Below are 22,986 nucleotides of genomic sequence, written 5' to 3' on the forward strand. Positions count from 1 at the left end.
GCCGGCAGCGCTGGTCAGCTCACGGGCGCGACGCGAAAGATCGCCATGGCGGCGGCGACGATTGCTGCGTTGTCGGCGGCCGTCGTTCCATCGGGAAGCTGCCTGCCGTCTTCCAGCCCGACGCGTGTCGACCATCGCCCTTGATGCGCGAGCGCGACAAACGGCCAGACGGTCGCGTCCATGCCATGCAGCAGGATGGGGCGCCTGACCGAGGCGCGTTCGAGGACAGCGTGAATGCCGTCCGCGACCTCGCGCGCGGTGGACAGGTCCTGTTCCTCGATCTCGATGAGAATGCGCAACACGCGGTTGTGGCCGGGAAGGCCGACGAAGCGCTGCGCATCGGCGACGGAGGCGAGGCCCGCCTCGATGCCGACGCCACGTTTCCGCAACAGGTCCATGACGGTCGGCGCGTCGGCTTCCGACAGGTTGACCGAGGCGTAGTCGGGCAGTTCGCGCCATGCGCCAATCGCGGTGCGGGTGCGTTCCTCGTCGTTCTCGATCCAGGCACCGGTCGAGACGCCGATCAGCGTGCCCGGACAGGCGCGGCGCACGGCCAGCACGGTGTCATCAATGGCTCCGAGGCTTTCGCGTCCGTCCGTCCCGCGCGGATGGATGTGCAGTTCGGTGGCGCCCGCGGCGACGCACGCGGCGGCATCGCTCGCCATCGCCTGCGCGGTGAGCGGCAGCTTCGGGTGGAAGTCGCGGGGACGGGCGCCGTTGATGCAGGCCTGGACGATCATGGGCGTTCCTCGGGCAGAGGCCGCCAGTGTAGCGGCGCATGGCGGGGTGGCAAAGGGTAGGGTGGTGAGACTGCTGACAGTGGAGCGGCGACGGAAGTGGCGGAGGAATGCATGATGACGTTAGGCCGAGATCCTTCGCGCCCCCCTCTGTCCTGCCGGACATCTCCCCCACAGGTGGGGAGATTGGCTGTCACCTCCGCTTTCGCCAATCTCCAGCGTTGTAGAAGGGAGCCGGCGCTGCAACTGCCAATCTCCCCCCTTGTGGGGGAGATGTCCGGCAGGACAGAGGGGGGCGCTGTCCCGCCAGCGTTGAAGAGGCTTTATGCGCGGCGGGGCAACTCATCCTAGTCGCCTCACTTCGCCGCCTGCGTTCCCCCCACCTGATCCGCATCCGTCAGCGTGCCCAGGAACACCACGATATCGTCGATCTCGGCATCCGTCAGCGCCGGCTTGTCGCCGGGTTTCTTGCCGAAGGGCGGGTCCTGGTTGAGGTTTCCCCAATACGCCCTTGGCAGGTCATCATTCACCCTCACCGTGCCGTCCGCGTTCTTCGGATACCAGTGGGCGGGATCGGTGTCGCGCGTGGCGTAGAAGGCGACGGCGTCGCGCAGCGTGTGGAAAGTGCCGTTGTGGAAGAAGCTTTTCCGCAGCGCCACATTGCGCAGCGAGGGCGTGCGGAACAGGCCGCAATATTCGGCGCGACCTTTGAAATCGGTCCGCAGCGGGCCGCACAGGCCGAGATCGAAATATTTGGGGTCTGCATTGGCTGCAATTGCGGGGTTGCGCGGCACGCTGACGCCGATCAGGCCGAAATCGGTGAATTGCGGCGGCTCGCCGTCATTGGCCCGGCGGCTCAGATGGCAGCTGGCGCAATTGCCCTTCGCTTCGTCCTCGAACAGGTCGAGGCCATGCATTTCCTGCGCGGATAGCGTCGCCTTGCCTGCGAGGAAGGCGTCGTAGCGGCTGGAATAGGGGTAGAAATCAGCGCTGCCCTGCTCGAGCGTGCCGAGCGCCTCGGCGGCGGCCTCCAAGGCGTCGTCCGGGTGGTCGAACACCGCATCGCCGAAGGCCGCCCTGAATTCGCTGGCATAGGCGGCCTTGCGCAGATTGACGCTGATTGCGCCGGCATCCTTGTTGGCCATTTCGAACGGCGACAGCAGCGGGATCTTGGCCTGGTCCACCCCGTGGTCGACGCGGCCGTCCCAGGTCAGGCCGCCGGTCGGCCCATTGTCGACACTCTCATCGCCCTCGTCGTCGGAATCATGGAAATGCTCGTTGAAGGCCGGCACTGCCTGGATGTAGCGCAGCGACGGCACGGCGCGCAGCCCGGGCTGGTCGAGATGCGGGCCGCCCATCTCGACGGGCGCTTCCGAGGCCGGGCCGAAGGCATGGCGCGGATCATGGCAGGACGAGCAGGCCTGCTTGCCGGAGGCAGACAGCCCAGGGTCGAAGAACAGCTTTCGGCCGAGTTCAATCAGCGCGGCGGCCCGGGCATAGGCGTCCGCGCGCGACATCGGGCCGGGGTGGAGGCTGCTCGTTCCGGCGGAGAGGGAATTGCCGGGCAGGATTGTGGCGAGGGTGAATAATGCCGCTGCTGCGATGGATCGGCTTTTCCTTTGTCGCGCTGTCATGCTGAAAGCCCGGTTTGCATTTTGCCGATTAGGGGTGTGGATTGCTACGGATTGATGACTGGCAGATGAAATTGCCAAGCTGGAACACCCCTCATCCGACCGCTTCGCGACCACCTTCTCCCACAAGGGTGTTTGGACCGGAGACATCGCTAACGATGGTGGTTGCCAGAAGCGCGCGAGTACGCCCCTTCTCCCCTTGTGGGAGAAGGTGGATCGGTGCGCAGCGCCGAGACGGATGAGGGGTGTTCCAGCTTGGCGTGATCCCATCAACCTGTCACAAAGCTGACAAGTGCCGGTCCTAGCGTCACCATGCTCCTCTAGCCATACCCCCAGCCATGAGGCATCTCCCATGATCAGGTCGCTTTTCTCCCTCTGCCTCGCGTCAACCGCGCTGGCATCGCTCGCCCCCGCCGCCAACGCGGCACCTCCCGGCTATGACAAGATCGACACGGTCGTCGTCATCTACGCCGAGAACCGCAGCTTCGATAATCTCTATGGCGGCTTCCCGGGCGCCAACGGCCTGGCGAATGTCACGGCCGACCAGGCGCGCCAGCTCGATCGCGACGGCCAGCCGCTTGCCGAATTGCCGCCGGCCTGGGGCGGCCTGACCGCCAAGGGCGTGACGCCGCCGGTTACCGAGGCGCAGTCGGCGCATCTGGCCAATGCCGTCTTCGCCATCGACGATCCCAAGGGGTTCAACGAAAACACCAGCGTCATCACCCATGATCTCTGGCACCGTTTCTACCAGGAGCAGATGCAGATCAACGCTGGCCGCAACGACAAATTCGTCGCCTGGGCCGATTCCGGCAGCCTCGTCATGGGCCACTATGACGGCTCCAACCTGCCGATGTGGGCGGTGGCCAAGAAATATGTGCTGGCCGACAACTTCTTCCAGGGTGCCTTCGGCGGTTCCTTCCTCAACCATTTCGCGCTCGCCTGCGCTTGCACGCCCTATTATCCGCATGCCGACACCAGCCCGATCAAGGGCCAGATCGCCGTCGTCGATCCGGATGGCGTGACGCTCAAGGTGGCCGACAATTCGCCGCCCTCGGCGCTGGGCGGCGTGCCGAAATTCGTCAATGACGGCGCCATCACACCGGACTTCTACGCCGTCAACACCATGCAGCCGCCTTACCAGCCGAGCGCCAACAAGCCGGCGGCGGGCGGCGACGCCGCGCTCGCCGACCCTGCAGCCCCAACCACGCTGCCGCCGCAGCACGACATCACCATCGGCGACCTCCTGTCGCTGAAGGGCATCGACTGGGCCTGGTATGCCGGTGCCTGGCAGGCGGCGCTCGACGGCAAGAACGCCACCCCGGTGCCGAACTTCCAGTTCCACCACCAGCCCTTCAACTATTTCGCGGCCTATGCGCCGGGCACTGCCGCGCGCGCCCAGCATCTGCGCGATGGCGGCCTCGGTGGCACGGAGTTCATCAAGGCAATCGACGACGGCAAGCTGCCCGCCGTTTCCTTCTACAAGCCGCAGGGCAATCTCAACGAGCACAGCGGCTATGCCGACGTGACATCAGGCGACCAGCATCTGGCCGACCTGGTTTCGCATCTGGAGAAGAGCCCGCAATGGAGCCATATGCTGGTCGTCGTCGCCTATGACGAGAATGGCGGCTTCTGGGACCATGTCGCGCCGCCCAAGGCCGACCGCTGGGGTCCAGGCAACCGCATCCCCGCCTTCATCATCTCGCCCTATGCCAGGACGGGAACCGTCGACCACACCCAATACGACACGACGTCGATCCTGCGCTTCATCACCGCGCGCTACGATTTGCCGGTGCTGACCGGCATCGTCGCCCGCGACAAGGCGCTTGCCGCCAATGGTGAGCCGCCGATGGGCGATCTGACCGCCGCGCTCGACCTCAGCCGGTAGTTCGGCGCGGCCGTCGGGTCGCCAAAAGGAGATGGTCGCGCAGTTGCACGTCGTTTCCCGATGGAATTCCCGACATGTCGGCCAGCCAGACGCCGTCGGCGGCGAGCCGCACGACCGCGAGGTCGAGGCCGCCATCCGTCGCCTTGTGGCGTTCCAGCCGCGCCCCCAGCCACCGCGCCCACAAGGCGCGCAAGCCGGCATCGGTCAGCATCGAGATCGACAGGGGAGCCCAGGGGCTTCCAGCGGCATCCGTGCCGATATGGAAGACCGCCTCGACATAGGCGCGCGTAAAGGCGCCGTTGGGTTCGGGGTCGGCCGCGATGCGTTCGTCCAGTTCGCGGTCTATCATATCAAGCAGTTCCGCGAACACGGCATCGATCAGGGCCTGCTTGCTGGGGAAGTGGTGAATGAACCCGCCCTTGGTGACGCCGGCGGCATCGGCGACGGCCTGGACGGTGACGGCGGCCAGGCCTTGCTCGACGGCCAGCCTTGCCGCTTCGTCGAGCAGGGCGCGCCGGACGCGTTCTGGCTGCTTGGCGCGGGTGTAGCCGCCAGCGGTGCTCATCAATGCGCGACGCTGTTCGAAAAGACGTTCATCACGACAACGCCGGACACAATCAGCGCAATGCCGGCCAGCGCCGCCGCGTCGAGCGTGAAGCGAAACACGAAGACGCTGACCAGTGAGGTCAGCACGATGCCGAGCCCCGCCCAGATCGCATAGGCGACACCCAGCGGAATGAGCTTCAGCGCCTGCGATAGGAAGAAAAGCGCCGCGACGAAGCACAGCGCCATGGCGAGGGTAGGGATCAGCCGGCTGAACTGCTCGGACTTTTGCAGCAGCGACGAGCCCGTCACCTCGCAGATGATGGCAAGCGCAAGGGCGCCATAGGCGATTAGGGTAGGGCTCATGAATGGGTCCATCTGCAGGCTGAATCGAAAGATACCATACGGTCGGTATCTTTTGGAGTCAATCGATCTAAAAGCAGTCTGATCCCCTGGCGCTGGTCGCTCAGAGCGTAACGACGATCTTGCCGAACTGCTGGTTCGCTTCGAGATAGCGATGCGCCTCGACGATCTCTTCGAACAGGAAGATCCTGTCGATCGTCGGCCTGAGGGCGCCCGACTGCAGGCCGTCGAGGATGAACGTCCTTGCGTTTTCCAATCGCTGGGGATCGCCAGTGATCTCGTGGACGAGATAGCCGCGCAACGTCAGCGTCTTGGCCAGCACCGCAAACAGCGGGAAGGGCGTCGGCTCCGGGCTCAGGCCGCCATATTCGAGGAGGATGCCGCCTGGCGACATCGCCGCCGTCAGCGGTTCGAAGATCGGGCCGCCGATGGCGTCGAGCACCACGCGCACGCCGTGCGGGCCGGCGATCGCCTTCAACTTGGTTTCCAGGTCTTCCTCCGCCGAGGCGACGACGTGAGTGGCGCCGAAATCGAGCAGGGCCTGTCTCTTCGCCGATGTCCGGGTCACCGCGATCGGTGTCGCACCGACCATTCTGGCGATCTGGATCGCCGCAAGTCCGACGCTGCTCGATGCGGCGGTGATGACGACGAAGTCGCCGCAGCGCAGCCTGGCGATATCGATCAGCGCGCCATAGGCGGTGAGATAGGGCATCCAGAGCGCCGCTGCTTCTTTCCAGCTCAGTGACGGCGGATGCTTGACGACGAGCCCGGCGGGGTAGGTGGCGAGTTCGCCATAGGCCGGCCAGCGGACCATCGACCGTGGCGGGATGATGCTGACAGCGTCGCCAGGAGCAAAGCCGTCTACGCCGTCGCCGACCGCCTCGACGATGCCGGCGGCCTCGAGGCCAAGCCCGGACGGGAAGGTCGGCGTCTCGATGTAATTGCCCGACCGCAGCAATGCCTCGGCCCGGTTGAGGCCGAGCGCCCTGACGCGGATCCGCACCTCGCCCGGGCCGGGCGCGGGAACATCGACCGTCTCGATGCGCAGGACTTCCGGACCGCCATATTGATGAAAGCGAATGACGCGTGACATGGGCATAACTCCAAATCAATTGAATGGAATGAGCTATGTCGGAGCGGTATCTGCGGATAAATGTTGCTTTTGGCAGAACAGTGGAAACCAGAGGTTTTGAATATGGATCGGCTTGAGAGCATGGCGGTGTTCGTCAGGGCCGTCGACCTCGGCTCGTTCGCGGCGGCGGCGTCCGCGCTCGACCTGTCAGGGCCGATGGTGGGCAAGCATGTGAGGTTCCTGGAGGAGCGGCTGGGCGTGCGCCTGCTCAACCGCACCACGCGACGCCAGAGCCTGACGGAATTCGGCCGCGCCTATTACGAGCGCTGCCGGGTGGTGCTGGCGGAAGCGGACGCCACGGACGCGCTCGCCGCCGACCAGCTTTCCGAGCCGCGCGGCAGGCTGCGCGTCACCATGCCCGCGCATTTTGGCCGGCACTGCGTCACCCCGATCCTGCTGGAGCTTGCGCGGCAACATCCGACGCTGGAACTCGACCTGTCGCTCAACGACCGCTTCGCCGACCTTGCCGAGGATGGTTTCGACCTGGCCATCCGAACCGGCGAATTGGACGACAAGGCCGGGGTCATCGCACGCCGCGTGGCGCGCCAGCGCATGCTGGTCTGCGCCTCGCCGGCCTATGTCGCTGATCATGGCGAGCCACGGCGGATCGAGGATCTCGCCGGCCATCAGGCCATCCTTTACCGGCGCCTCGGCCATGTGCTGCAACCCTGGCTGTTCGCTGTAGACAACCAGCCGACGCTGGAGGTGATGCCGGCGAGCCGGCTGCGGCTCGACGATCTCGACGCGATTGCCGATGCTGCGACCGGCGGCATGGGCCTTGCCTGGCTGCCGCACTGGCTGGTCGCCGCGCGCATCCGGTCTGGCGCGCTGGTCGCGCTGCTGCCGGACCAGCCGGGATTCCCCTATGATGTGCATGCGCTGTGGCTGAAGACGCCGCACCTGCCGCTGAAGGTGCGGCTTGCGGTCGATGCGCTGGCGGCGGGGTTGCCGAAGCTTATGGGGTGAGGGATTCGTCTTCGCGGCGTGGGAGTGCGTTCGCACCTGCGCCTACTTCGACTATCCACCAATCAACAGGTCATGCACGAGCATCTGCAGATTGCCGCCCTGGCCGAATTCTACCCGGTCGAAATCGCGGCTGCCCTGTACGCGCGCCTTCGAGATCGCGTCGAGCCGTTTCACGACCTCGTCGCGGATCTTGCTGCATTTGGGATCGTCGGGCACCGTGAGGCCGATCGTTGCCGCCTCGATGTCGTGGACCATCTGGATCATGGTTGCGCCATGCACCTTCTCATGCGCGGTGACGCCGGCGATGAAGACGTCCCAACTTTTCCGAACGGCCGGCGGCAGCGGGTTGGAGGGCTTCGGCAAGGTGTAGGTGACGGTGAGCTTCGGCTTTGCCGACGCCAGCACGCAATCCTTGCCCCTGTGCTGGTAGTCCCTGACCCAGGTAAGCTTGAAATTGGTGTAGGCGATGGTGCGTGTCGTCGCGCCGCGGATCAGCGGCCCGTTGTCGCCGATCGAACGGTACAGCTGCTCTCCGGTCTGCCCAGAAATGGCGTAGGTTTCGACCTTCTCGATCGGCTTCCATTCGGCATGCGCCGGAATTGACGGGACCACCAAGCCGGCCGCCAGCCAGAACAGTCGAACATAGGAACGCAAGCCACTCTCCCAGACAGTCGAGCCGAAATCCCTCGGCATGCACCACGACAGGCAATGCAACGAGGCCGTTCGTCCTATATGCTTGGGACGAATGCGGCAAATACCTGGGATTGTCGGGGAGGGGAATCATGGGGACCAAGGCGGTGGTGATCGGGAGCGTCGTCCTGGCATTGCTGGCGGGGCAGCCGGCGTTTGCCGCGTCATGCGGCTGGAACGCCAGGATGGAGGAAGACGAGGGCGGCAGCGTGCTCACGGCCTCGGTCTGCGGCGGGCCGAAAGCAGACGCGCACCTGATGTTAGCCTGCTTCGGCAAGCCGGTGCTGAGCTATGATCTCGGCGATGCCGGCCAGCAGCTGGAACCAGGCATCAGCGCTTCGTTCGAGTTCAAGGCCGGCGGCAAGACGGTGAAGAAGACGCTCCAGCTCGAAGCCATGTACAATTATTTCACCATCGAGCTGGCGCGCACCGACCCGTTGCTGGACCTGCTGCGCTCGAAAGGCGAGGTCACGGTCAGCGCCGACAGATATGGCGCGAACAGTTTTCCACTCGCCGGCTCAGGTGCGGCCATCGGCAAGGTGCTGGCACAGTGCGGCAAGGCCAAACCCGCCGGCGACGACGCCGATTGAGCGGCTGCTATCGCGGCTGCTGACCCTGCGAAGCTGAATCAGGAGCGGCCTCCAACCTGTTGTTTCGGCTTGGACATTGGCAAGGGCGATCCGCTGCTTTCGATACCAGGGCAAGAACCGGAGTTTGGCAGCCTCCAGCACGGGCTAGTGATCGATCAGACCCAGCCATCAGGCGGGTCGTTCCAACAGACAGGAAAGAGATCGATCATGTCCAAAGAGAGCGACAACAAGGCCATTGTCGGCCGTTGGTTCACCCATTTCTGGGGCGAGACCTGCAACCTCGATATCGTCGACGAACTGGCGGCGCCCGACATGCTCCTGCACTATTCCCTGCATGAGCCGCGCCGTGGCCGCGACGACATCAAGGCCTTCATGGCCGACTTCCGCGCGGCGTTCCCCGACCTGCATTTCTGGGGCGCGGCCGAGCTGATCGCTGAGGGCGACTATGTCGTCGGCCAATGGGATGGCGGCGGTACGCATACCGGCGCGGCGTTCAGCGACTTCCTCGTGGGGTCACTGCCGGCAGCCAGCGGCCGCAAGATGCGGTTCACCGGCACCACCGTGCTGAAGATCGAGGACGGCAGGATCGTCTCCGAGATCGGCCTCGACGACGGCGTCAAGGCGCTGACGCAGCTTGGCCTGATCAAGCAGGCGTAGGGCTTTGCTTGAGCATGATCTCTGGCCAAACGGGAACCGTTTGTCCGAGAAAACCGGTTCCGACTTTTCGGGATCATGCTTCGGTACCGCGCGAACCATCCGTTTCCCGCCGGCTTGGCAGGAAACGGGTGGTTCGCGGGGGCCATTTCTCCCATCTTGAGGGAGAGCCTGATGCGACATCGTCGAAGAGGTGAACGATCATGAACATGGCAATCCGCGACATTCCGCAATCCACCCCGCTGGCAGTCACCGACGATCCGCGCTGGGCGCTGATCGTTACGCGCGACCGTGGCGCCGACGGCCAGTTCTGGTATTCGGTCTCGACCACCGGCGTCTATTGCCGGCCGTCCTGCCCATCGCGCGCGGCCAATCCGCGCAACGTCGCGATCCACGCCACGCTGCAGGCCGCGAGGGCGACCGGTTTCCGGCCCTGCAAGCGCTGCCGGCCCGACGAACCGGCCGTCGATGGCGCGAATGCCGTCATGATCGCCTCGGCCTGCCGGCTGATCGAACAGAGCGAGGAGGAGCCGTCGCTGGCCACGCTCGCCGCCTCCGTCGGCCGCAGTTCCAGCCATTTCCACCGCCTGTTCAAGGCGACGACCGGTCTGACGCCGAAGGCCTATGCCGCCGCGCAGCGCGCGGCCAAGGTGCGGCAGGGCCTGGAAGCTGGCGCCAGCGTCACCGCCGCCATCTATGATGCCGGTTTCAATTCCAGCGGTCGCTTCTACGAAAAGTCCACGGACATGCTGGGCATGACGCCCTCACGCTACCGCGCCGGCGGCGAGAACGAGGAAATCCGCTTCGCTGTCGCAGAGTCCTCGCTGGGCGCGGTGCTGGTGGCGTCAAGCGCCAGGGGTGTCGCTGCCATCCTGCTCGGCGATGATCCGGGCGAACTGGTTGAGGATCTGCAGGACCGTTTCCCCAGGGCGCGGCTGGTCGGCGCCGATCGTGATTATGAGGCGCTGGTGGCCCGTGTCGTCGGCCTTGTCGAGGCGCCCGGTCTCGGCCTCGACCTGCCGCTGGACGTACGCGGCACCGCCTTCCAGCAGCGCGTCTGGCAGGCGTTGCGTGAGATTCCCGCCGGGCGGACAGTCTCCTACGCCGAGATCGCCCGCCGCATCGGCGCGCCGGGGGCCATGCGCGCCGTTGCCGGCGCCTGCGCCGCCAACAAGCTTGCCGTGGCCATCCCTTGTCACCGCGTGATCCGGAACGATGGCGCGCTCTCGGGCTATGCCTGGGGCGTCGAGCGCAAGCGCTGTCTCATCGACCGCGAGGCGGCGCCCGGCGCCGCACGCTGATGGGCGACCTCTTCGACAGGCTTGAGTCCGTGGATCCGCCACGCCAGGTGATGGCTGAAGGCGCCGTGCTGTTGCGCGGCGCGGCACTGCCGTTTGAAGTCGCCATCCTCGCCGCGCTGGACACGATCACGGCGCGGGCGCCGTTTCGCCACATGACGACGCCCGGCGGCTATGTGATGTCGGTGGCGATGACCAATTGCGGCGCCGCCGGCTGGGTGAGCGACCGCAGTGGCTATCGCTATGACCGCATCGACCCGGACAGCGGCCTGCCATGGCCGGCGCTGCCGCATTGCTTCCTCGAACTCGCCGTCGCCGCCGCCACCGAGGCCGGCTACCCGGACTTCGTGCCGGATGCCTGCCTGATCAACCGCTATGAACCCGGCGCCCGCCTGTCGCTGCATCAGGACCGCAACGAGCGCGATCTTTCGTGGCCGATCGTTTCGGTGTCGCTCGGCCTTCCCGCCACCTTCCAGTTCGGCGGCCTGAAGCGCACCGACACGTTGCGCAAATACGCGCTGCGCCACGGCGATGTCGCCGTCTGGGGCGGGCCGTCGCGCCTTTGCTTCCACGGCGTCTCGGAACTGAGGGATGGCGAGCACCAGGTGCTCGGCCGCATGCGCATCAATCTCACCTTTCGCGGTGCGCTGTAGCCGGGGAGGGGATGATGCCGCCGACAGGGGTGCACGGGATGAAGCATGGCAGCAAACCCGGCAGCTCCATGGAGGCGCCTGAGTCGATCGCGAAGTCGTCAGCTGACCGTGCCAAGGCCCTGGTGATCGCTGGTATCGGCCGGCTTGTGCGCGACGGCCATGCCAACTGGCGCCTGTCCGATACTGGCGATGTCGAGTTGCGGCTCGTGACCGGTGAAGTCTTCCTGCTCGGCAGCACGACGATGACCCGCATCGCCTGACGGTCGCTCTTTTCGAGCGGCCGGCTATGCCAACCAAAATCGATTTGAAAGCAAGGACCGGAGTGAGCGCGGATGGCCGGGATCCTAATGTCGGGCATCAACAGTCCACAAGGAGTGAAGCTGATGGAACGCCTCGACCTCGATACCATCAAGACCGTGAACATCGCCAGTTTCCCGCTGCGGCCGACAAGGCGCACGGGCGGTTCGAACGAGATCACCTTCGCAACCGGAAAGAGCGCACTCGGCGCGGTCCTGGTTGCCCGCAGCGCCATCGGCGTCTGCGCCATCCTGATCGGCGAGGATGCCGATGAACTGATGCTCGACCTTGCCAGCCGTTTCCCGGGCGTGCGGCTTCAGCGCGACGAGGTGGGGCTTCGCCAGGACCTGGCCAGCACTATCACCTTCATCGCCAATCCCAGCGAGGGGATCGACCTGCCGCTGGACATGAGCCGGGGCACGTCGTTCCAACGCCGCGTGTGGGATGAGCTGCGCACCATTCCGATCGGCGCCACGATCAGCTATGGCGCGCTGGCGCGGCGCATCGGCAAGCCCGGAGCGGTGCGCGCGGTGGCCAATGCCTGCGCGGCCAACGCGATCGCCCTGGGCATTCCCTGCCATCGTGTCATCCACAATGACGGCACGCTGTCCGGCTATCGCTGGGGCGTCGAGCGCAAGCGCGCCCTGCTGGAAAGCGAAATCGCTGCACGGGAGATCGAGGCATGACCATCCATTCGACAGATGTCGCTGCCCGGCTGACCGAGGCCCGCGTCGCACGTTATGACTGGGCGGTGCTGGGCGGCGAATTGAGCGGCCATGGCTGCGCGGTGATGGAAAAGCTGCTGTCGCCGGACGAGTGCCGGCAGATCGCCGGGCTCTATCCGGAGGAAGGCCATTTCCGCAGCCATATCCACATGGCCCGCCACGGCTTCGGCAAGGGCGAATATCGCTATTTCCGCTATCCGCTGCCCGACCTGATCGCCAGCCTGCGCAGCGCCCTCTATCCGAGGCTGGCGACCGTCGCCAATGACTGGAACGAGCGCATGGGCCAGGCCCAACGCTATCCGGCCGAGCACGCCGCATTCCTGAAACAATGCCACGACCAGGGCCAGACACGGCCGACGCCGCTGCTGCTGCAATACGTGCCCGGCGATTTCAACTGCCTGCACCAGGACCTCTATGGCGATCTCGCCTTTCCGCTGCAGGTGGCGATTCTGCTGTCGGAGCCGGGCGAGGATTTCACTGGCGGCGAGTTCGTGCTGACCGAACAGCGCCCGCGCATGCAAAGCCGCGTCGAGGTGGTGCCGCTGAGGCAAGGCGATGCCGTGGTCTTCGCCGTCCACAACCGCCCGGTGCAGGGCACGAAGGGCAATTACCGGGTGAATTTGCGCCACGGCGTCAGCCGCCTGCGGTCGGGCATGCGGCATACGGTGGGGATTATCTTCCACGACGCCAAGTGAGAGGAGGTCACCGCATCTCGGCGTGTCGGACAGACCGTGCGCCGCGACTGTCGGCCGCCTGCAAGCAGCCGGCCCTCAGTTGCACTTGGCGCAGGATTCCTTGCACTCGGTGTCCTTCTTGCAATCGCAGCTTTCGCAATAGGCGCCCGTGCTGATCTGGATGGTGGGCGGGATGGCCTTTGTCGTCTCGACTTTCTCACCCCTCTCGCTCTGATAAAGCGTCCACGTCGCCGTCCGGCTGAGTTCGAAAGGACTCGCCCATGCCGATACGAAGACGGTGTCGCGGCCTGCCTCAGCGGCGATCTGCTTGAGGCCGTCTATATAGTCGGAGCCAGCCCGGAACGGCAGGATGACGAAGCGCACGTCCTGCTCGGCGAGCAGCTTCCTGACCGCCGAAAGCAGCGTCTCCTCGAAGGAGCCCAGGAAGACGAGTGCCTCGGGGCAGGCTTCGGAGCGTTTGGCGCCCGCCTCCTCGAGTGCTTTCGCCACCGCGTCGTAAGCGAGCTTCAAAGGCGAGGGGGCCTGCTCGAAGCGGAGCAGGCAGAAGGCCGTGTTCCTGGCGCCGGCGGTCTTGATCGCGTCGCTGACCCTGCTGACGAAGGTCTCGGCGTCGACGCCGACGATAGACGTCGCGATGTCGGCAAAAGGCGATGCGGCTTCGATGAGGCTGGTACTGGCAATCACCACCGCAAGGCCCGCATTCCTGGCGAGCTTGACGGCTTCGACATAGGCCTGATCGTCGGCGCCGCCATAAATCTGCAGCACGATGCCGGCACCTCCGCTGGCGATGAATTCATTGATTTTGGCGATACCTTCCTGTGGCCCGCCGGACAGGGCAACGACATCGCAGGCGATCTTCAGTTCCGCGGCCGCTGCCTCGCAGCCGGCGCGGAAACGCTCCTCCAGCGCTGGCGAAGGCGTCGTGAGCAGGATAAGAAACGGCTCTTTGTCTTGCGCCAGGCCGGGGCGACACAGGGCAAGCAGCAAGAAAGCGACGCAGCCAAGCAGTGCCTTCAGCCTCATGGTGGATTCCCCTGTGCCTTGCAATCCAGCGCCTCGTGGCCAACTGGCGGCTCGTCCTGTTTCGGGCAGGTCTTGAACACAAGTTGGCGCACATTGGCGATCGGATCGTGACCTTCGAGAATGCGGATCTCGCGAAAATAGGTGGTGTACTGGCGCTGGAAGTCGTCCATCTGCTGTCCGAAATAGGCGCATACCTGGTCGACGTCGCATTCCCCACGCAGCACGCAGCGCGCCACTGAATCGTAATAGCGTGTCACCGTGTCCACATCGGCCATCAAGGTGCTGTTGGCGAACACATATTGCGCCGATTTATCGAAGATGATCTTGCTCGACGGATCGCCGCACCGGTATCCGCGCAGGATGTCGCGCTGTTCGGGTTGCCGCCAGAATACCGTCGTCCGCTCGATCGCCGCCGCGACCATGGTCGGCGTTGCCGCGCCGCCAAGGGCATCGTCGAACTCGGTGATGTATTGGCCGGCATTGCGCTTCAGAACGGCCTCGCTCGGCTGAAGCCCGACCATCTCGTAGAAAGAGTTCAGGTGGAAATTCGCGCGCAGCGTCTCCGGCCGCACGAAGAATGTCAGCGTGAACAGGCTGGTGACAAGGAAGAGTATCGCGATCGAGAAGTAGACCACCAGGTAGATCGCTATCCGCAGGCTGATGCCCCGGTCTTCGGCCAGCCTGGATACGACAATAAGCACGGTCATCATCAGCAACAGGAAGAGGATTCCGAAGACAGCAACCCGCCAGTCGAGGAAGCCGGCGACGATCGCAACCAATGCCGCGATCACGCCGAGGGCCAGCGCGTAGCGCAGGGCTGGCACGGTCGCGACCGCTTGGCTGATCCAGCCGGCCAGCGCGGCCCGAGCCCCCGCCCTCGGCTGTACGGGGTCGGCGCTGGTCACCCGTCTGGCCATGGCGGTATCAGGGCGTTTTGGTGGTCGGCGGGGGGGCGGGTTGCCAGCCGAACAGGTCGTAGAAGCTGTTGAGGCCCCAGCCATGCAGTATGTCGGCGCGCACGAAGAAGGTGAGCGCGAACAGCGCGGTCGCGAAAATCAAGAGCAGCACGGAAAACCAGACCAGCGCCGAGATCGCCCAGCGCAGCCCGGGCGCGTTGTCCGCCAGGCGCGCGAAAATGACCAGCACAACCATGAAGACGAACAGGATCGGTATGCCGACCAATGCAATGCGCAGGTCAAGGAAGGAGGCAACGATCGCGATGACCGCTGCGATGCCGCCGACGCCGAGCGCGTAGCGGACGGCGGGCACGGCCTTGATGGCTGCCTGCAGGAAGCCGAACGTGCCCCCCGGCACGCCTCCCGGAGGGGCCGGAGTTCCGTCTTGAGCCTTCTTTGCCATCACGCCCCCGCAAGCCTGGCGCCTATCAATTGCCAGCTTTGCAAGGAATTGACGTTGGGTCAATCTGAGGGGCGTCATCCTGCTGCCGGAGCCTGGCGAGGATTTGACTGGTGGCGAGTTCGTGCTGACCGAACTGCGCCCGCGCATGCGGAGCCAGGTCGAAGTGGTGCCGCCGCGCCACGGCGTCAGCCGCCTGCGGTCGGGCATGCGGCATACGGTGGGGATTATCTTCCACGACGCCAAGTAGCGGGCCGGCAAAGGCCGTCGCATCACGCTGGGTACGCCACAGCTTGTTATTGTGCGGTGCAGCAACGATATTGCTGCAAGTGCGTTGTGCGCGGGCATCGCCATTCCGGCGGACGAGGATACCGAGTTGCGAAACATATCAGACACGATCGCTCGCCTGAGCGCGATGAGCGGCCGGCAGGGTGCTTCGCACTCCAATTATCCAGACCGTTTGTCGGACGTGACCGGATTCGGCTCTAATCCCGGCGCCTTGCGTGCACGCGTCTACATTCCTGAAAACGTGCCCGAGAATGGAGCCCTCGTCGTCGTGCTGCATGGCTGCACCCAGAGTGCCGCCGCTTATGATCACGGTTCCGGGTGGTCACAGCTCGCGGACCAGGAGGGTTTCGCGGTTCTGTTTCCCGAGCAGCAGCGCGCCAACAATGCCAATCTCTGCTTCAACTGGTTCGTGCCTGGAGACATCAGCCGCGACAGTGGCGAAGCGCTTTCCATTCGCCAGATGATCGAAGCCGTGGTCGTCGCCCATGGTCTCGACCGCGAGCGCATTTACATCACCGGCCTGTCGGCAGGCGGCGCCATGGCGACTGCAATGCTGGCTGCCTATCCGGAGGTATTCGCCGGCGGTGCCATCATCGCGGGCCTTGCCTATGGGAGCGCCTCAACGATCCCCGAAGCCTTCGACCGTATGCGCGGCCATGGCGGTCCGTCAAAGGCCGAACTGCAGCAGCGCTTGCGCGCGGCCTCGCCCCACAAGGGTCCGTGGCCGAGGATTTCGGTCTGGCAAGGCTCGGCCGACACGACCGTCGTGCCGTCCAACGCGGATGCGATCCTCGCTCAATGGTTGGGGGTGCATGGCCTGGGCGCCAAGCCCACACGGGTGGAAACCGTCGACGGACAGACACGGCAGATCTGGTGCGACGCCGATGGCCGCGAACTGGTCGAGAAATATACCATTGCCCGCATGGGCCATGGCACGCCATTGAAGACGAATGGCGATGACGGGCTTGGCCACGCCGGCCCATTCATGCTGGATGTGGGGATATCCTCCACACATCGTATCGCCCGCTTCTGGGGCATTGAGAAAGCCGGCGCACATCGCCAGGCAAAAACAGACACCGCCTCAGCAGTGCCCGTGTTCGGCACGGCCATACGGACCTACAGCCCGAAGGAAAAGCCGCGCGCGGTCCGCATGGACCCGACGGATGAACCGCGGCCTGAGGCACGCGGTTCATCCACCGGCATAACCAAGGTCATCGAGGATGCGCTGCGCGCGGCAGGCTTGATGCGCTAGCCGCTCCTGGTGTGGGTTTTTGGGGCTGTTGCTCTCAGCCACAATGTTCCGCCAAGCCGTGAGGTTCCGACATGTCATGGGGGGTATTGGCAGGGCTTTGGCGATGTCTCAAAGCCCCGCGGAACCAGGCCTTGCCAGCAATCGCGCGAGGAGACGACCGCGTCTTTCCGCAGCGAGACTCTCGACAAGAGCCTGATGATGGTGGCGCGGAACAATTCATTGGACCGCTCATTGTCCCTGCGAGGGCAAGCCCCACAGGAGAAGACAATGGCCAAACAGAAAATGCTCGCAGACCTTTTTCATGACACGCTGAAAGACATCTATTTTGCCGAGAAGAAGATCCTCGCAACCTTGCCCAAGATGGCCAAGGCGGCCCAGAGCGCCGACTTGAAGGCTGCCTTCGAGAAGCATCGCACCGAAACCGAAGGGCATGTCGCCCGCCTCGAGAAGGTGTTCGCCATCATCGACAAGAAGCCGCAGGGCAAGACCTGCGCAGCGATCGTCGGCATCACCGACGAGGGCGCGGAAATCATGGAAGAATACAAGGGATCGCCGGCGCTTGACGCCGGGCTTCTGGCAGCCGCGCAGGCAGTCGAGCACTATGAGATTTCACGCTACGGCACGATGCGCACATGGGCGGGCGAGCTTGGCCTGAAGGATGCGGTCGCGCTGCTTGAGGCGACGTTGAAGGAAGAAAAGGCGACCGATGAAGCCCTGACGGGCATCGCCACAACAGTCGTCAATCAGCAAGCAGAAGCAGCCTGAGCTAACAGGAGGCCTGCCGGCGTTCGGCGGGCCTCCTTTGGAGGTTTCAATGGCAAATACCCCATCGAAAGACCATCGCATTTCCGACCAGGAAGCATTGCGTATCGCCGAGCAAACCGATGTCTCGCCACGGCAGGCCAAGGAACTTGCCAAGGAGCACGGCAAGGCCAAGGGCGAGCAGGAAGCCCGGAAAACCAAGGACGAGGGCTGACGACGCCCCGTTTCGAATTTGACGATGATCGAAACCAGGGGCGGGCAACGCCAGGCGCTGCCAACGACGCCCTGTCACGGTCAGGAGCGGCTTTTTCGCGCGGGAGCCGTTTGCAAGCTTTCGCGCACGCCGCCGATCGCGTATTGGCCGGGGAAAATCCCCTTCAATTTCCAGACCTCCCCGGAAAATCATGATTCGTCTCGAAAGCATCGGCAAGCAGAATGGCCGGCAGATCGTCTTTATCGAAGCCTCGGCTGCCTTGCAGAAGGGCGAGAAGGTCGGGCTCGTCGGCCCCAACGGCGCCGGCAAGACCACATTGTTTCGCATGATCACCGGGCAGGAACTGCCCGATGAGGGCCAGGTGCAGGTCGATCGCGGCGTGACCATCGGCTATTTCAGCCAGGATGTCGGTGAGATGGGCGGCCGCAGTGCTGTCGCCGAAACCATGGACGGCGCCGGGCCGGTGAGCGAGCTGATCCGCGAGATGAGCGAGCTGGAAGCCGCCATGGGCGATCCCGACCGCGCCGACGAGATGGACGACATCATCGAGAAATATGGCGAGGCGCAGCACCGCTTCGAGGAGCTGGACGGCTATTCGCTCGATGGCCGCGCGCGCGAGGTTCTCGACGGTCTCGGCTTTTCCCAGGAGATGATGGACGGCGATGTCGGAAAACTGTCCGGCGGCTGGAAGATGCGCGTGGCGCTGGCGCGTATTCTCTTGATGCGCCCCGATGCGCTGCTGCTCGACGAGCCGAGCAACCATCTGGATCTCGAAAGCCTGATCTGGCTGGAATCCTTCCTCAAGAACTTCGACGGTGGGCTGCTGATGACCTCGCACGACCGCGAGTTCATGAACCGCATCGTCAACAAGATCGTCGAGATCGATGGCGGCTCGCTGACCGCCTATTCCGGCAATTACGAATTCTACCAGCAGCAGCGGGCGATCGCCGACAAGCAGCAGCAGGCGCAATTCGACCGCCAGCAGGCGATGCTGGCCAAGGAGATCGCCTTCATCGAGCGCTTCAAGGCGCGCGCCTCGCATGCCGCCCAGGTGCAGAGCCGGGTGAAGAAGCTGGACAAGATCGACAAGGTGGAGCCGCCCAAGCGCCGCCAGACCGTGTCGTTCGAGTTCCAGCCGGCGCCGCGCTCGGGCGAGGACGTGGTGACCTTGAAGAACATCCACAAGCGCTATGGCAGCCGCAGCATCTATGAGGGGCTGGATTTCCAGGTCCGCCGGCGCGAGCGCTGGTGCATCATGGGCGTCAACGGCGCGGGCAAATCGACGCTCTTGAAGCTGGTGGCGGGCGCCTCCGAGCCCGACGATGGCACGGTGGCGCGCGGCCCGAGCGTGAAGATGGGCTATTTCGCCCAGCACGCCATGGATCTCCTGGAGGGCGAGCGCACCGTATTCCAGACGCTGGAGGACGCGTTTCCGCAGGCAGGCCAGGCGCCGCTGCGCGCGCTCGCCGGCTGCTTCGGCTTTTCCGGTGACGAGATCGAGAAGCGCTGCCGCGTGCTTTCGGGCGGCGAGAAGGCGCGGCTGGTGATGGCGCTGATGCTGTTCGATCCGCCCAACCTGCTGGTGCTGGACGAGCCGACCAACCATCTGGACATCGCCACCAAGGAAATGCTGATCACGGCACTGTCGCAGTATGAGGGCACGATGCTGTTCGTCTCGCACGACCGGCACTTCCTGGCGAAACTCTCCAACCGCGTGCTGGAACTGACGCCCGAGGGCGTCCACACCTATGGTGGCGGCTATACTGAATATGTGGAGCGCACCGGGCACGAGGCGCCGGGGCTGCGGAGCTAGGGGGAGCGAGTTCCCTTCGAGGCCTATTTGCCGGCCATGTGATCGGCAAGTTGCTGCGCCTGGGCGACAAGCGCGGGGAAGGCGGGGTCGCCCGGCAGGTTCTGGGACATGCAGGCGCGGTAGTCGCCGTCGCCTTTCTCCCAGGCGGCATTGGCGGTGTCATACGCCTTTTCGTCGTTCTGCTCGGATGCCTGGGCGGCCAGTTTCTGGGCGGTGTCGTTGGCCGAGGTCCACAAGGCGTCGCAGGCCGCGATCCTTGGAACAGCGGGGGCGGCGGGCGCCGAGGCGATCATGACGCTGTTGCCCTTGACAAGCGTGACGACGACCTGCTGCTCGTAGATCGGGCCGACATCCTGCGTCCAGCCGCCAAGCCGCGCCATGGCGATGTCGGCGCCTTCAGGCTTCTTCAGCGGAAAGTCGAGCGTTCCCGAGAAGGCGGCGTCGCTGTTGATCGCCTGGGTGTAGAAGGCATCGAGCTTCACGGCCTCATCGATGCCGGTGGGCAGCCTGAGGCCGGTATCCGTATCGGCGGCCCTGGACTGGAGCCAGCGTCCGAGCAGCCCCCGCGTCGTTGCCACGAGGCTCGGGCCGTCGTCGCTCTTGGCGTATCTCAGCCCGTCGAGCATACCGTATCCGACATCGGCGTCGCTCAGGCTTTCCAGATTGATGGTGCCGGTTGCCGGGAAATCCGCAACCGCCAGGGGGCCGAGAAGGGTGGAAAGACGCCCTTCGAGGTCGGACCGCGCCTTCGCATCGGCTGCATCGAGCGTTTCGACGGGAGCGTTCGCGGTGTTCAGCGCCGCGATGGCTGCAATCGCCTTGTCGCGGGCGGCGATGTAGTCGTCCTCCGGCGAGGCCGCGAAAGCAGCACTGCTTGCAAGCGCAAACATGACCGTCCAGACCAACCGCATGATGTAACCCTCCCGTTTCGGCTGCACATCGCTTGGCTTCTTGGCTATTGTGCGGCAGCCTCGGTGGGAGCGTGTCGCATTAACCATCAATTAACTATCCTGTCGCCTTTGATTCAAATTTGCAGGATACTGGTTTTGGGTCAGCGAGGCTCTCCAAGGGGCCTGAAACAAGAGAGCCATTGTAAACTGGCGCGCCGCTTTCGTTGGTGGGCGACAGGCTGAATTCCAAAAAAGAAGCGACGGAACACCGTCGCCAAACGGGGAGGCGTCAGCATCATTTTTGATGAGGAGCGCCAGAATGAAGATCGAAGAAGCAGTTACGGCAGTGACAGCCGAAGCGAGTGCTTTGCTGTCGTGCCTCGGCCAGCCCGTTATCGCTTACCACGTCACGGCAATCATGAGCGAGGCGGACTTCGAACACGCACGGGAGATGCAACTCGTCTTGATGCGCCGGAGCATCGAGGCGCTGGTCGATGACGGCCTGGAAGGTGTTGCCGCCGAACATTTCGCATCGCAATTCCACGGTCGCGTCGGCTCGACCTGGAGGCTGCTGCATCGGTCCGACGGCGCCCCCCACTGATCCCGCCCGAACGGCCTTGGTCGGCTTTGGCGGTGCCTGTGTCCGGGGCGGGGCGGATTGTTTTCCCGGCCTGCTTCAGGTCTGCTTCCGCTTCTCCACTTCCGCCTTCCTCAGCAGGAACCGCTGGATCTTGCCGCTCGGCGTCTTCGGCAGCTCCGAGACGAAATCGATCTCGCGTGGATAGGCATGAGCCGAGAGCCGCTTTTTCACATGCTGTGCCAGTTCCTCGGCGAGCGCCTCGCTGGCTTGGTGGCTGGGCGACAGCACCACGAAGGCCTTGACGATTTCGGTGCGTTGCGGATCGGGCACGCCGACGACGGCTGCCTCATTCACCGCGGGATGCTCGATCAGCGCGCTTTCAACGTCGAACGGCCCGATGCGATAGCCGGACGAGGTGATGACGTCGTCGGCCCGGCCGATGAAGCTGATGGAGCCGTCCGGCTCCAGCTCCACCGTGTCGCCGCTGCGGTAGTAGCCGCCCGAGATGGCGGGGGTTTCCGCCTTGTGATAGCCGTTGAACCAGCGCAGCGGCGAGTTGGCGATGTCGACGGCGAGGATGCCCGGCTGGTTGGGGCCGAGTTCCCGCCCGGCGTCGTCCAGCACGACGATGCGGTAGCCCGGCATGGCAAAGCCGGCCGAGCCCGGACGCACCTTGTGCGACAGGCCGTGATGGTTGTTGACCATCATGCCGTTCTCGGTCTGGCCGTAATGGTCGTGGATGGGGGCGGCGAGGTGGGCGTCGAACCAGCGGATCACTTCCGGATTGAGCGGTTCGCCGGCGCTGCTGACGACTCGCAGCCGCCCCTTGACGCGTGCGGCGGCCTGCGGCCCCCCTGCCAGCAGCAGGCGGAAGGCGGTGGGCGAACCGGCAAGGCTGGTGACGCCCAGCCGCTCGATGATGTCGTAGGTGCTGTTGGCGGTGAAGGCACCCTCGTGGAGTGTCGTCGCGATGCCGAGCAGCAGGGGCCCGGTGATGGCGTAGTAGAGGCCATAGGCCCAGCCGGGATCGGCGATGTTCCAGAAGATATCGTCGGGACGCAGACCGATGGCATCGCGCATATAGGCGCCGAAGGCCAGCAGCGCGCGAAGCGGCACGGGCACGCCCTTCGGGAAACCGGTGGTGCCCGAGGTCGACATCATCATGAACAGGTCGTCGCCCCTGCGTAGCGTCGGCTCGCAATAGGGCGAGGCCGCGGCGAACGCGGCGCGGAAATCGATGTCGCCGGCCGGCAAGGCTTCGCTGGGGGAAAGGATGGTCGCCACCCGAGGACAGTCCTCCACCTCGTCGAGCTTGCTGCGATTGGCGGTGTTGGTGACGACGAGCCTGGCGCCGCTGGTCTTCAGCCGGTGGTCGATGGCTTTCGGGCCGAAGGCGGTGAACAGCGGCTGATAGACCGCGCCGATCCGCCAGGTGCCGAGAATGACCGCCAGCAGTTCGGGAATGCGCGGCAGCATGCCGGCCACGACATCGCCGGGGCCGACGCCCGCCGCTTTCAGCACGTTGCCGACGCGCGCGGACATGTCCCGGAGGTCCTCGAAGGTGAATTCGCGCAGCTGGCCGTCGGCGGAGATCGCGCGCAACGCCAGCCGGTTCTGGCCGGTGTGGCGATCGCAGCATTCGATGCTGGCATTGAGGCCTGTCGCGGGATCGCCCTGGAGCCGTGCGATTTCATCCTCGATGCGAAAGCGCGCGAGGGCTTCTTCGTAGCGTGGCGGGTGCGCCGGTGTCGTCGTCATGGCAATCCTCCCTGGCGGCGTTCCATCTCTTCATGGAGCGCTATCGGGGTACTAAATGCCTGAAATCGCTGTCGTGGTCGATGCGGCGAAAGTTGGTGGGGCAGGTTGGCACTCTGTCGCGCCCCCCTCTGTCCTGCCGGGCATCTCCCCCACGAGGGGGGAGATTGGCGGTTCGAGCGCTGGTTCTTCCC

Annotated in this window: 25 protein-coding genes and 1 pseudogene; 15 read left to right on the forward strand and 11 right to left on the reverse strand. The window is 64.8% G+C overall.

All coding sequences use genetic code 11. The annotated features are described in order from the left end of the window. Positions 1-14 precede the first annotated feature (14 nt). On the reverse strand, positions 15-740 hold the full coding sequence (locus ABVQ20_RS01560) for a 3-keto-5-aminohexanoate cleavage protein (protein WP_354457743.1): 726 nt from the start codon (positions 738-740) through the stop codon (positions 15-17). A 353-nt stretch (positions 741-1,093) separates the two neighbouring features. Continuing rightward, positions 1,094-2,371 carry a cytochrome-c peroxidase gene (locus tag ABVQ20_RS01565; RefSeq protein WP_354457744.1) on the reverse strand — a complete coding sequence of 426 codons (1,278 nt, stop codon included), beginning with the start codon at positions 2,369-2,371 and terminating at the stop codon, positions 1,094-1,096. 349 nt (positions 2,372-2,720) lie between these two features. On the opposite strand from ABVQ20_RS01565, the gene ABVQ20_RS01570 reads away from it, so the two are divergent. Further along, positions 2,721-4,253 carry an acid phosphatase gene (locus ABVQ20_RS01570; RefSeq protein WP_354457745.1) on the forward strand — a complete coding sequence of 511 codons (1,533 nt, stop codon included), beginning with the start codon at positions 2,721-2,723 and terminating at the stop codon, positions 4,251-4,253. On the opposite strand, the gene ABVQ20_RS01575 is transcribed toward ABVQ20_RS01570, so the two are convergent. From ABVQ20_RS01575 to ABVQ20_RS01585, 3 genes are all read right to left on the reverse strand, one after another. After that, positions 4,243-4,818, reverse strand: coding sequence for a TetR/AcrR family transcriptional regulator (locus tag ABVQ20_RS01575; RefSeq protein WP_354457746.1), 576 nt, complete (start codon positions 4,816-4,818; stop codon positions 4,243-4,245). The two genes, ABVQ20_RS01570 and ABVQ20_RS01575, sit on opposite strands and share 11 nt — an antisense overlap. Further along, on the reverse strand, positions 4,818-5,162 hold the full coding sequence (locus ABVQ20_RS01580; RefSeq protein ID WP_354457747.1) for a DMT family transporter: 345 nt from the start codon (positions 5,160-5,162) through the stop codon (positions 4,818-4,820). The genes ABVQ20_RS01575 and ABVQ20_RS01580 overlap by 1 nt, the downstream gene beginning before the upstream one ends. 100 nt (positions 5,163-5,262) lie before the next feature. Beyond that, positions 5,263-6,252, reverse strand: a complete 990-nt coding sequence (locus ABVQ20_RS01585) for a zinc-dependent alcohol dehydrogenase family protein (protein WP_354457748.1) — start codon at positions 6,250-6,252, stop codon at positions 5,263-5,265. A gap of 102 nt (positions 6,253-6,354) precedes the next feature. Between ABVQ20_RS01585 and ABVQ20_RS01590 the strand changes: the two genes are divergently transcribed. Then, positions 6,355-7,257: a LysR family transcriptional regulator gene (locus ABVQ20_RS01590; RefSeq protein WP_354457749.1), complete on the forward strand. Its 903-nt coding sequence runs from the start codon at positions 6,355-6,357 to the stop codon at positions 7,255-7,257. Between the two features lie 51 nt (positions 7,258-7,308). Here the strand turns inward: ABVQ20_RS01590 and ABVQ20_RS01595 are convergent, their stop codons facing one another. After that, the gene (locus tag ABVQ20_RS01595) at positions 7,309-7,950 is read right to left on the reverse strand and encodes a DUF922 domain-containing Zn-dependent protease (RefSeq protein ID WP_435528315.1); all 642 of its coding nucleotides are present in this window, start codon (positions 7,948-7,950) and stop codon (positions 7,309-7,311) included. Between the two features lie 89 nt (positions 7,951-8,039). Here ABVQ20_RS01595 and ABVQ20_RS01600 point away from each other — a divergent pair, with 89 nt between their 5' ends. From ABVQ20_RS01600 to ABVQ20_RS01630, 7 genes are all read left to right on the forward strand, one after another. Beyond that, on the forward strand, positions 8,040-8,537 hold the full coding sequence (locus ABVQ20_RS01600) for a hypothetical protein (RefSeq protein ID WP_354457751.1): 498 nt from the start codon (positions 8,040-8,042) through the stop codon (positions 8,535-8,537). Between the two features lie 207 nt (positions 8,538-8,744). Then, positions 8,745-9,194 (forward strand): ester cyclase, encoded by a 450-nt coding sequence (locus ABVQ20_RS01605; protein ID WP_354457752.1) that lies wholly within the window; start codon positions 8,745-8,747, stop codon positions 9,192-9,194. 206 nt (positions 9,195-9,400) lie between these two features. Continuing rightward, positions 9,401-10,492: a bifunctional DNA-binding transcriptional regulator/O6-methylguanine-DNA methyltransferase Ada gene (gene ada, locus ABVQ20_RS01610; RefSeq protein ID WP_435528405.1), complete on the forward strand. Its 1,092-nt coding sequence runs from the start codon at positions 9,401-9,403 to the stop codon at positions 10,490-10,492. Next, positions 10,492-11,142, forward strand: coding sequence for a DNA oxidative demethylase AlkB (alkB, locus tag ABVQ20_RS01615; RefSeq protein ID WP_354457754.1), 651 nt, complete (start codon positions 10,492-10,494; stop codon positions 11,140-11,142). Before ada ends, alkB begins: the two co-directional genes overlap by 1 nt. Before the next feature lie 14 nt (positions 11,143-11,156). After that, entirely contained in the window at positions 11,157-11,402 is a 246-nt protein-coding gene (locus ABVQ20_RS01620; protein WP_354457755.1) for a hypothetical protein, read from the forward strand. A 72-nt stretch (positions 11,403-11,474) separates the two neighbouring features. After that, positions 11,475-12,125: a methylated-DNA--[protein]-cysteine S-methyltransferase gene (locus tag ABVQ20_RS01625; protein WP_354457756.1), complete on the forward strand. Its 651-nt coding sequence runs from the start codon at positions 11,475-11,477 to the stop codon at positions 12,123-12,125. Next, positions 12,122-12,859 carry a 2OG-Fe(II) oxygenase gene (locus tag ABVQ20_RS01630; RefSeq protein WP_354457757.1) on the forward strand — a complete coding sequence of 246 codons (738 nt, stop codon included), beginning with the start codon at positions 12,122-12,124 and terminating at the stop codon, positions 12,857-12,859. The genes ABVQ20_RS01625 and ABVQ20_RS01630 overlap by 4 nt, the downstream gene beginning before the upstream one ends. 75 nt (positions 12,860-12,934) lie before the next feature. Here the strand turns inward: ABVQ20_RS01630 and ABVQ20_RS01635 are convergent, their stop codons facing one another. Genes ABVQ20_RS01635 through ABVQ20_RS01645 form a run of 3 tightly spaced genes read right to left on the reverse strand, consistent with a single transcriptional unit; the run spans position 12,935 to position 15,241 of the window. Further along, on the reverse strand, positions 12,935-13,882 hold the full coding sequence (locus ABVQ20_RS01635) for a hypothetical protein (RefSeq protein WP_354457758.1): 948 nt from the start codon (positions 13,880-13,882) through the stop codon (positions 12,935-12,937). Continuing rightward, complete coding sequence (locus tag ABVQ20_RS01640; protein WP_354457759.1) at positions 13,879-14,799, reverse strand: hypothetical protein; 921 nt, start codon at positions 14,797-14,799, stop codon at positions 13,879-13,881. Before ABVQ20_RS01640 ends, ABVQ20_RS01635 begins: the two co-directional genes overlap by 4 nt. 7 nt (positions 14,800-14,806) lie before the next feature. Beyond that, complete coding sequence (locus ABVQ20_RS01645; protein ID WP_354457760.1) at positions 14,807-15,241, reverse strand: hypothetical protein; 435 nt, start codon at positions 15,239-15,241, stop codon at positions 14,807-14,809. Positions 15,242-15,305: 64 nt separating this feature from the next. On the opposite strand from ABVQ20_RS01645, the pseudogene ABVQ20_RS01650 reads away from it, so the two are divergent. From ABVQ20_RS01650 to ABVQ20_RS01670, 5 genes and pseudogenes are all read left to right on the forward strand, one after another. Beyond that, positions 15,306-15,488 (forward strand): annotated as a pseudogene (locus ABVQ20_RS01650) (2OG-Fe(II) oxygenase); the annotation flags it as partial. 126 nt (positions 15,489-15,614) lie between these two features. Next, positions 15,615-16,778, forward strand: coding sequence for an extracellular catalytic domain type 1 short-chain-length polyhydroxyalkanoate depolymerase (locus ABVQ20_RS01655; protein WP_354457761.1), 1,164 nt, complete (start codon positions 15,615-15,617; stop codon positions 16,776-16,778). A 267-nt stretch (positions 16,779-17,045) separates the two neighbouring features. Further along, entirely contained in the window at positions 17,046-17,543 is a 498-nt protein-coding gene (locus tag ABVQ20_RS01660; protein WP_354457762.1) for a YciE/YciF ferroxidase family protein, read from the forward strand. A 49-nt stretch (positions 17,544-17,592) separates the two neighbouring features. Continuing rightward, positions 17,593-17,754 (forward strand): hypothetical protein, encoded by a 162-nt coding sequence (locus tag ABVQ20_RS01665; protein ID WP_354457763.1) that lies wholly within the window; start codon positions 17,593-17,595, stop codon positions 17,752-17,754. 190 nt (positions 17,755-17,944) lie between these two features. Continuing rightward, positions 17,945-19,567, forward strand: coding sequence for an ABC-F family ATP-binding cassette domain-containing protein (locus ABVQ20_RS01670; protein ID WP_354457764.1), 1,623 nt, complete (start codon positions 17,945-17,947; stop codon positions 19,565-19,567). A gap of 23 nt (positions 19,568-19,590) precedes the next feature. On the opposite strand, the gene ABVQ20_RS01675 is transcribed toward ABVQ20_RS01670, so the two are convergent. Next, positions 19,591-20,478 carry a hypothetical protein gene (locus ABVQ20_RS01675; RefSeq protein WP_354457765.1) on the reverse strand — a complete coding sequence of 296 codons (888 nt, stop codon included), beginning with the start codon at positions 20,476-20,478 and terminating at the stop codon, positions 19,591-19,593. Positions 20,479-20,776: 298 nt separating this feature from the next. Between ABVQ20_RS01675 and ABVQ20_RS01680 the strand changes: the two genes are divergently transcribed. After that, the gene (locus tag ABVQ20_RS01680; RefSeq protein ID WP_354457766.1) at positions 20,777-21,058 is read left to right on the forward strand and encodes a hypothetical protein; all 282 of its coding nucleotides are present in this window, start codon (positions 20,777-20,779) and stop codon (positions 21,056-21,058) included. A gap of 75 nt (positions 21,059-21,133) precedes the next feature. On the opposite strand, the gene ABVQ20_RS01685 is transcribed toward ABVQ20_RS01680, so the two are convergent. Next, positions 21,134-22,795, reverse strand: coding sequence for an acyl-CoA synthetase (locus ABVQ20_RS01685; protein ID WP_354457767.1), 1,662 nt, complete (start codon positions 22,793-22,795; stop codon positions 21,134-21,136). Positions 22,796-22,986: the final 191 nt, after the last annotated feature.

It is taken from the genome of Mesorhizobium shangrilense (assembly GCF_040537815.1).
Lineage (GTDB): Bacteria > Pseudomonadota > Alphaproteobacteria > Rhizobiales > Rhizobiaceae > Mesorhizobium > Mesorhizobium shangrilense.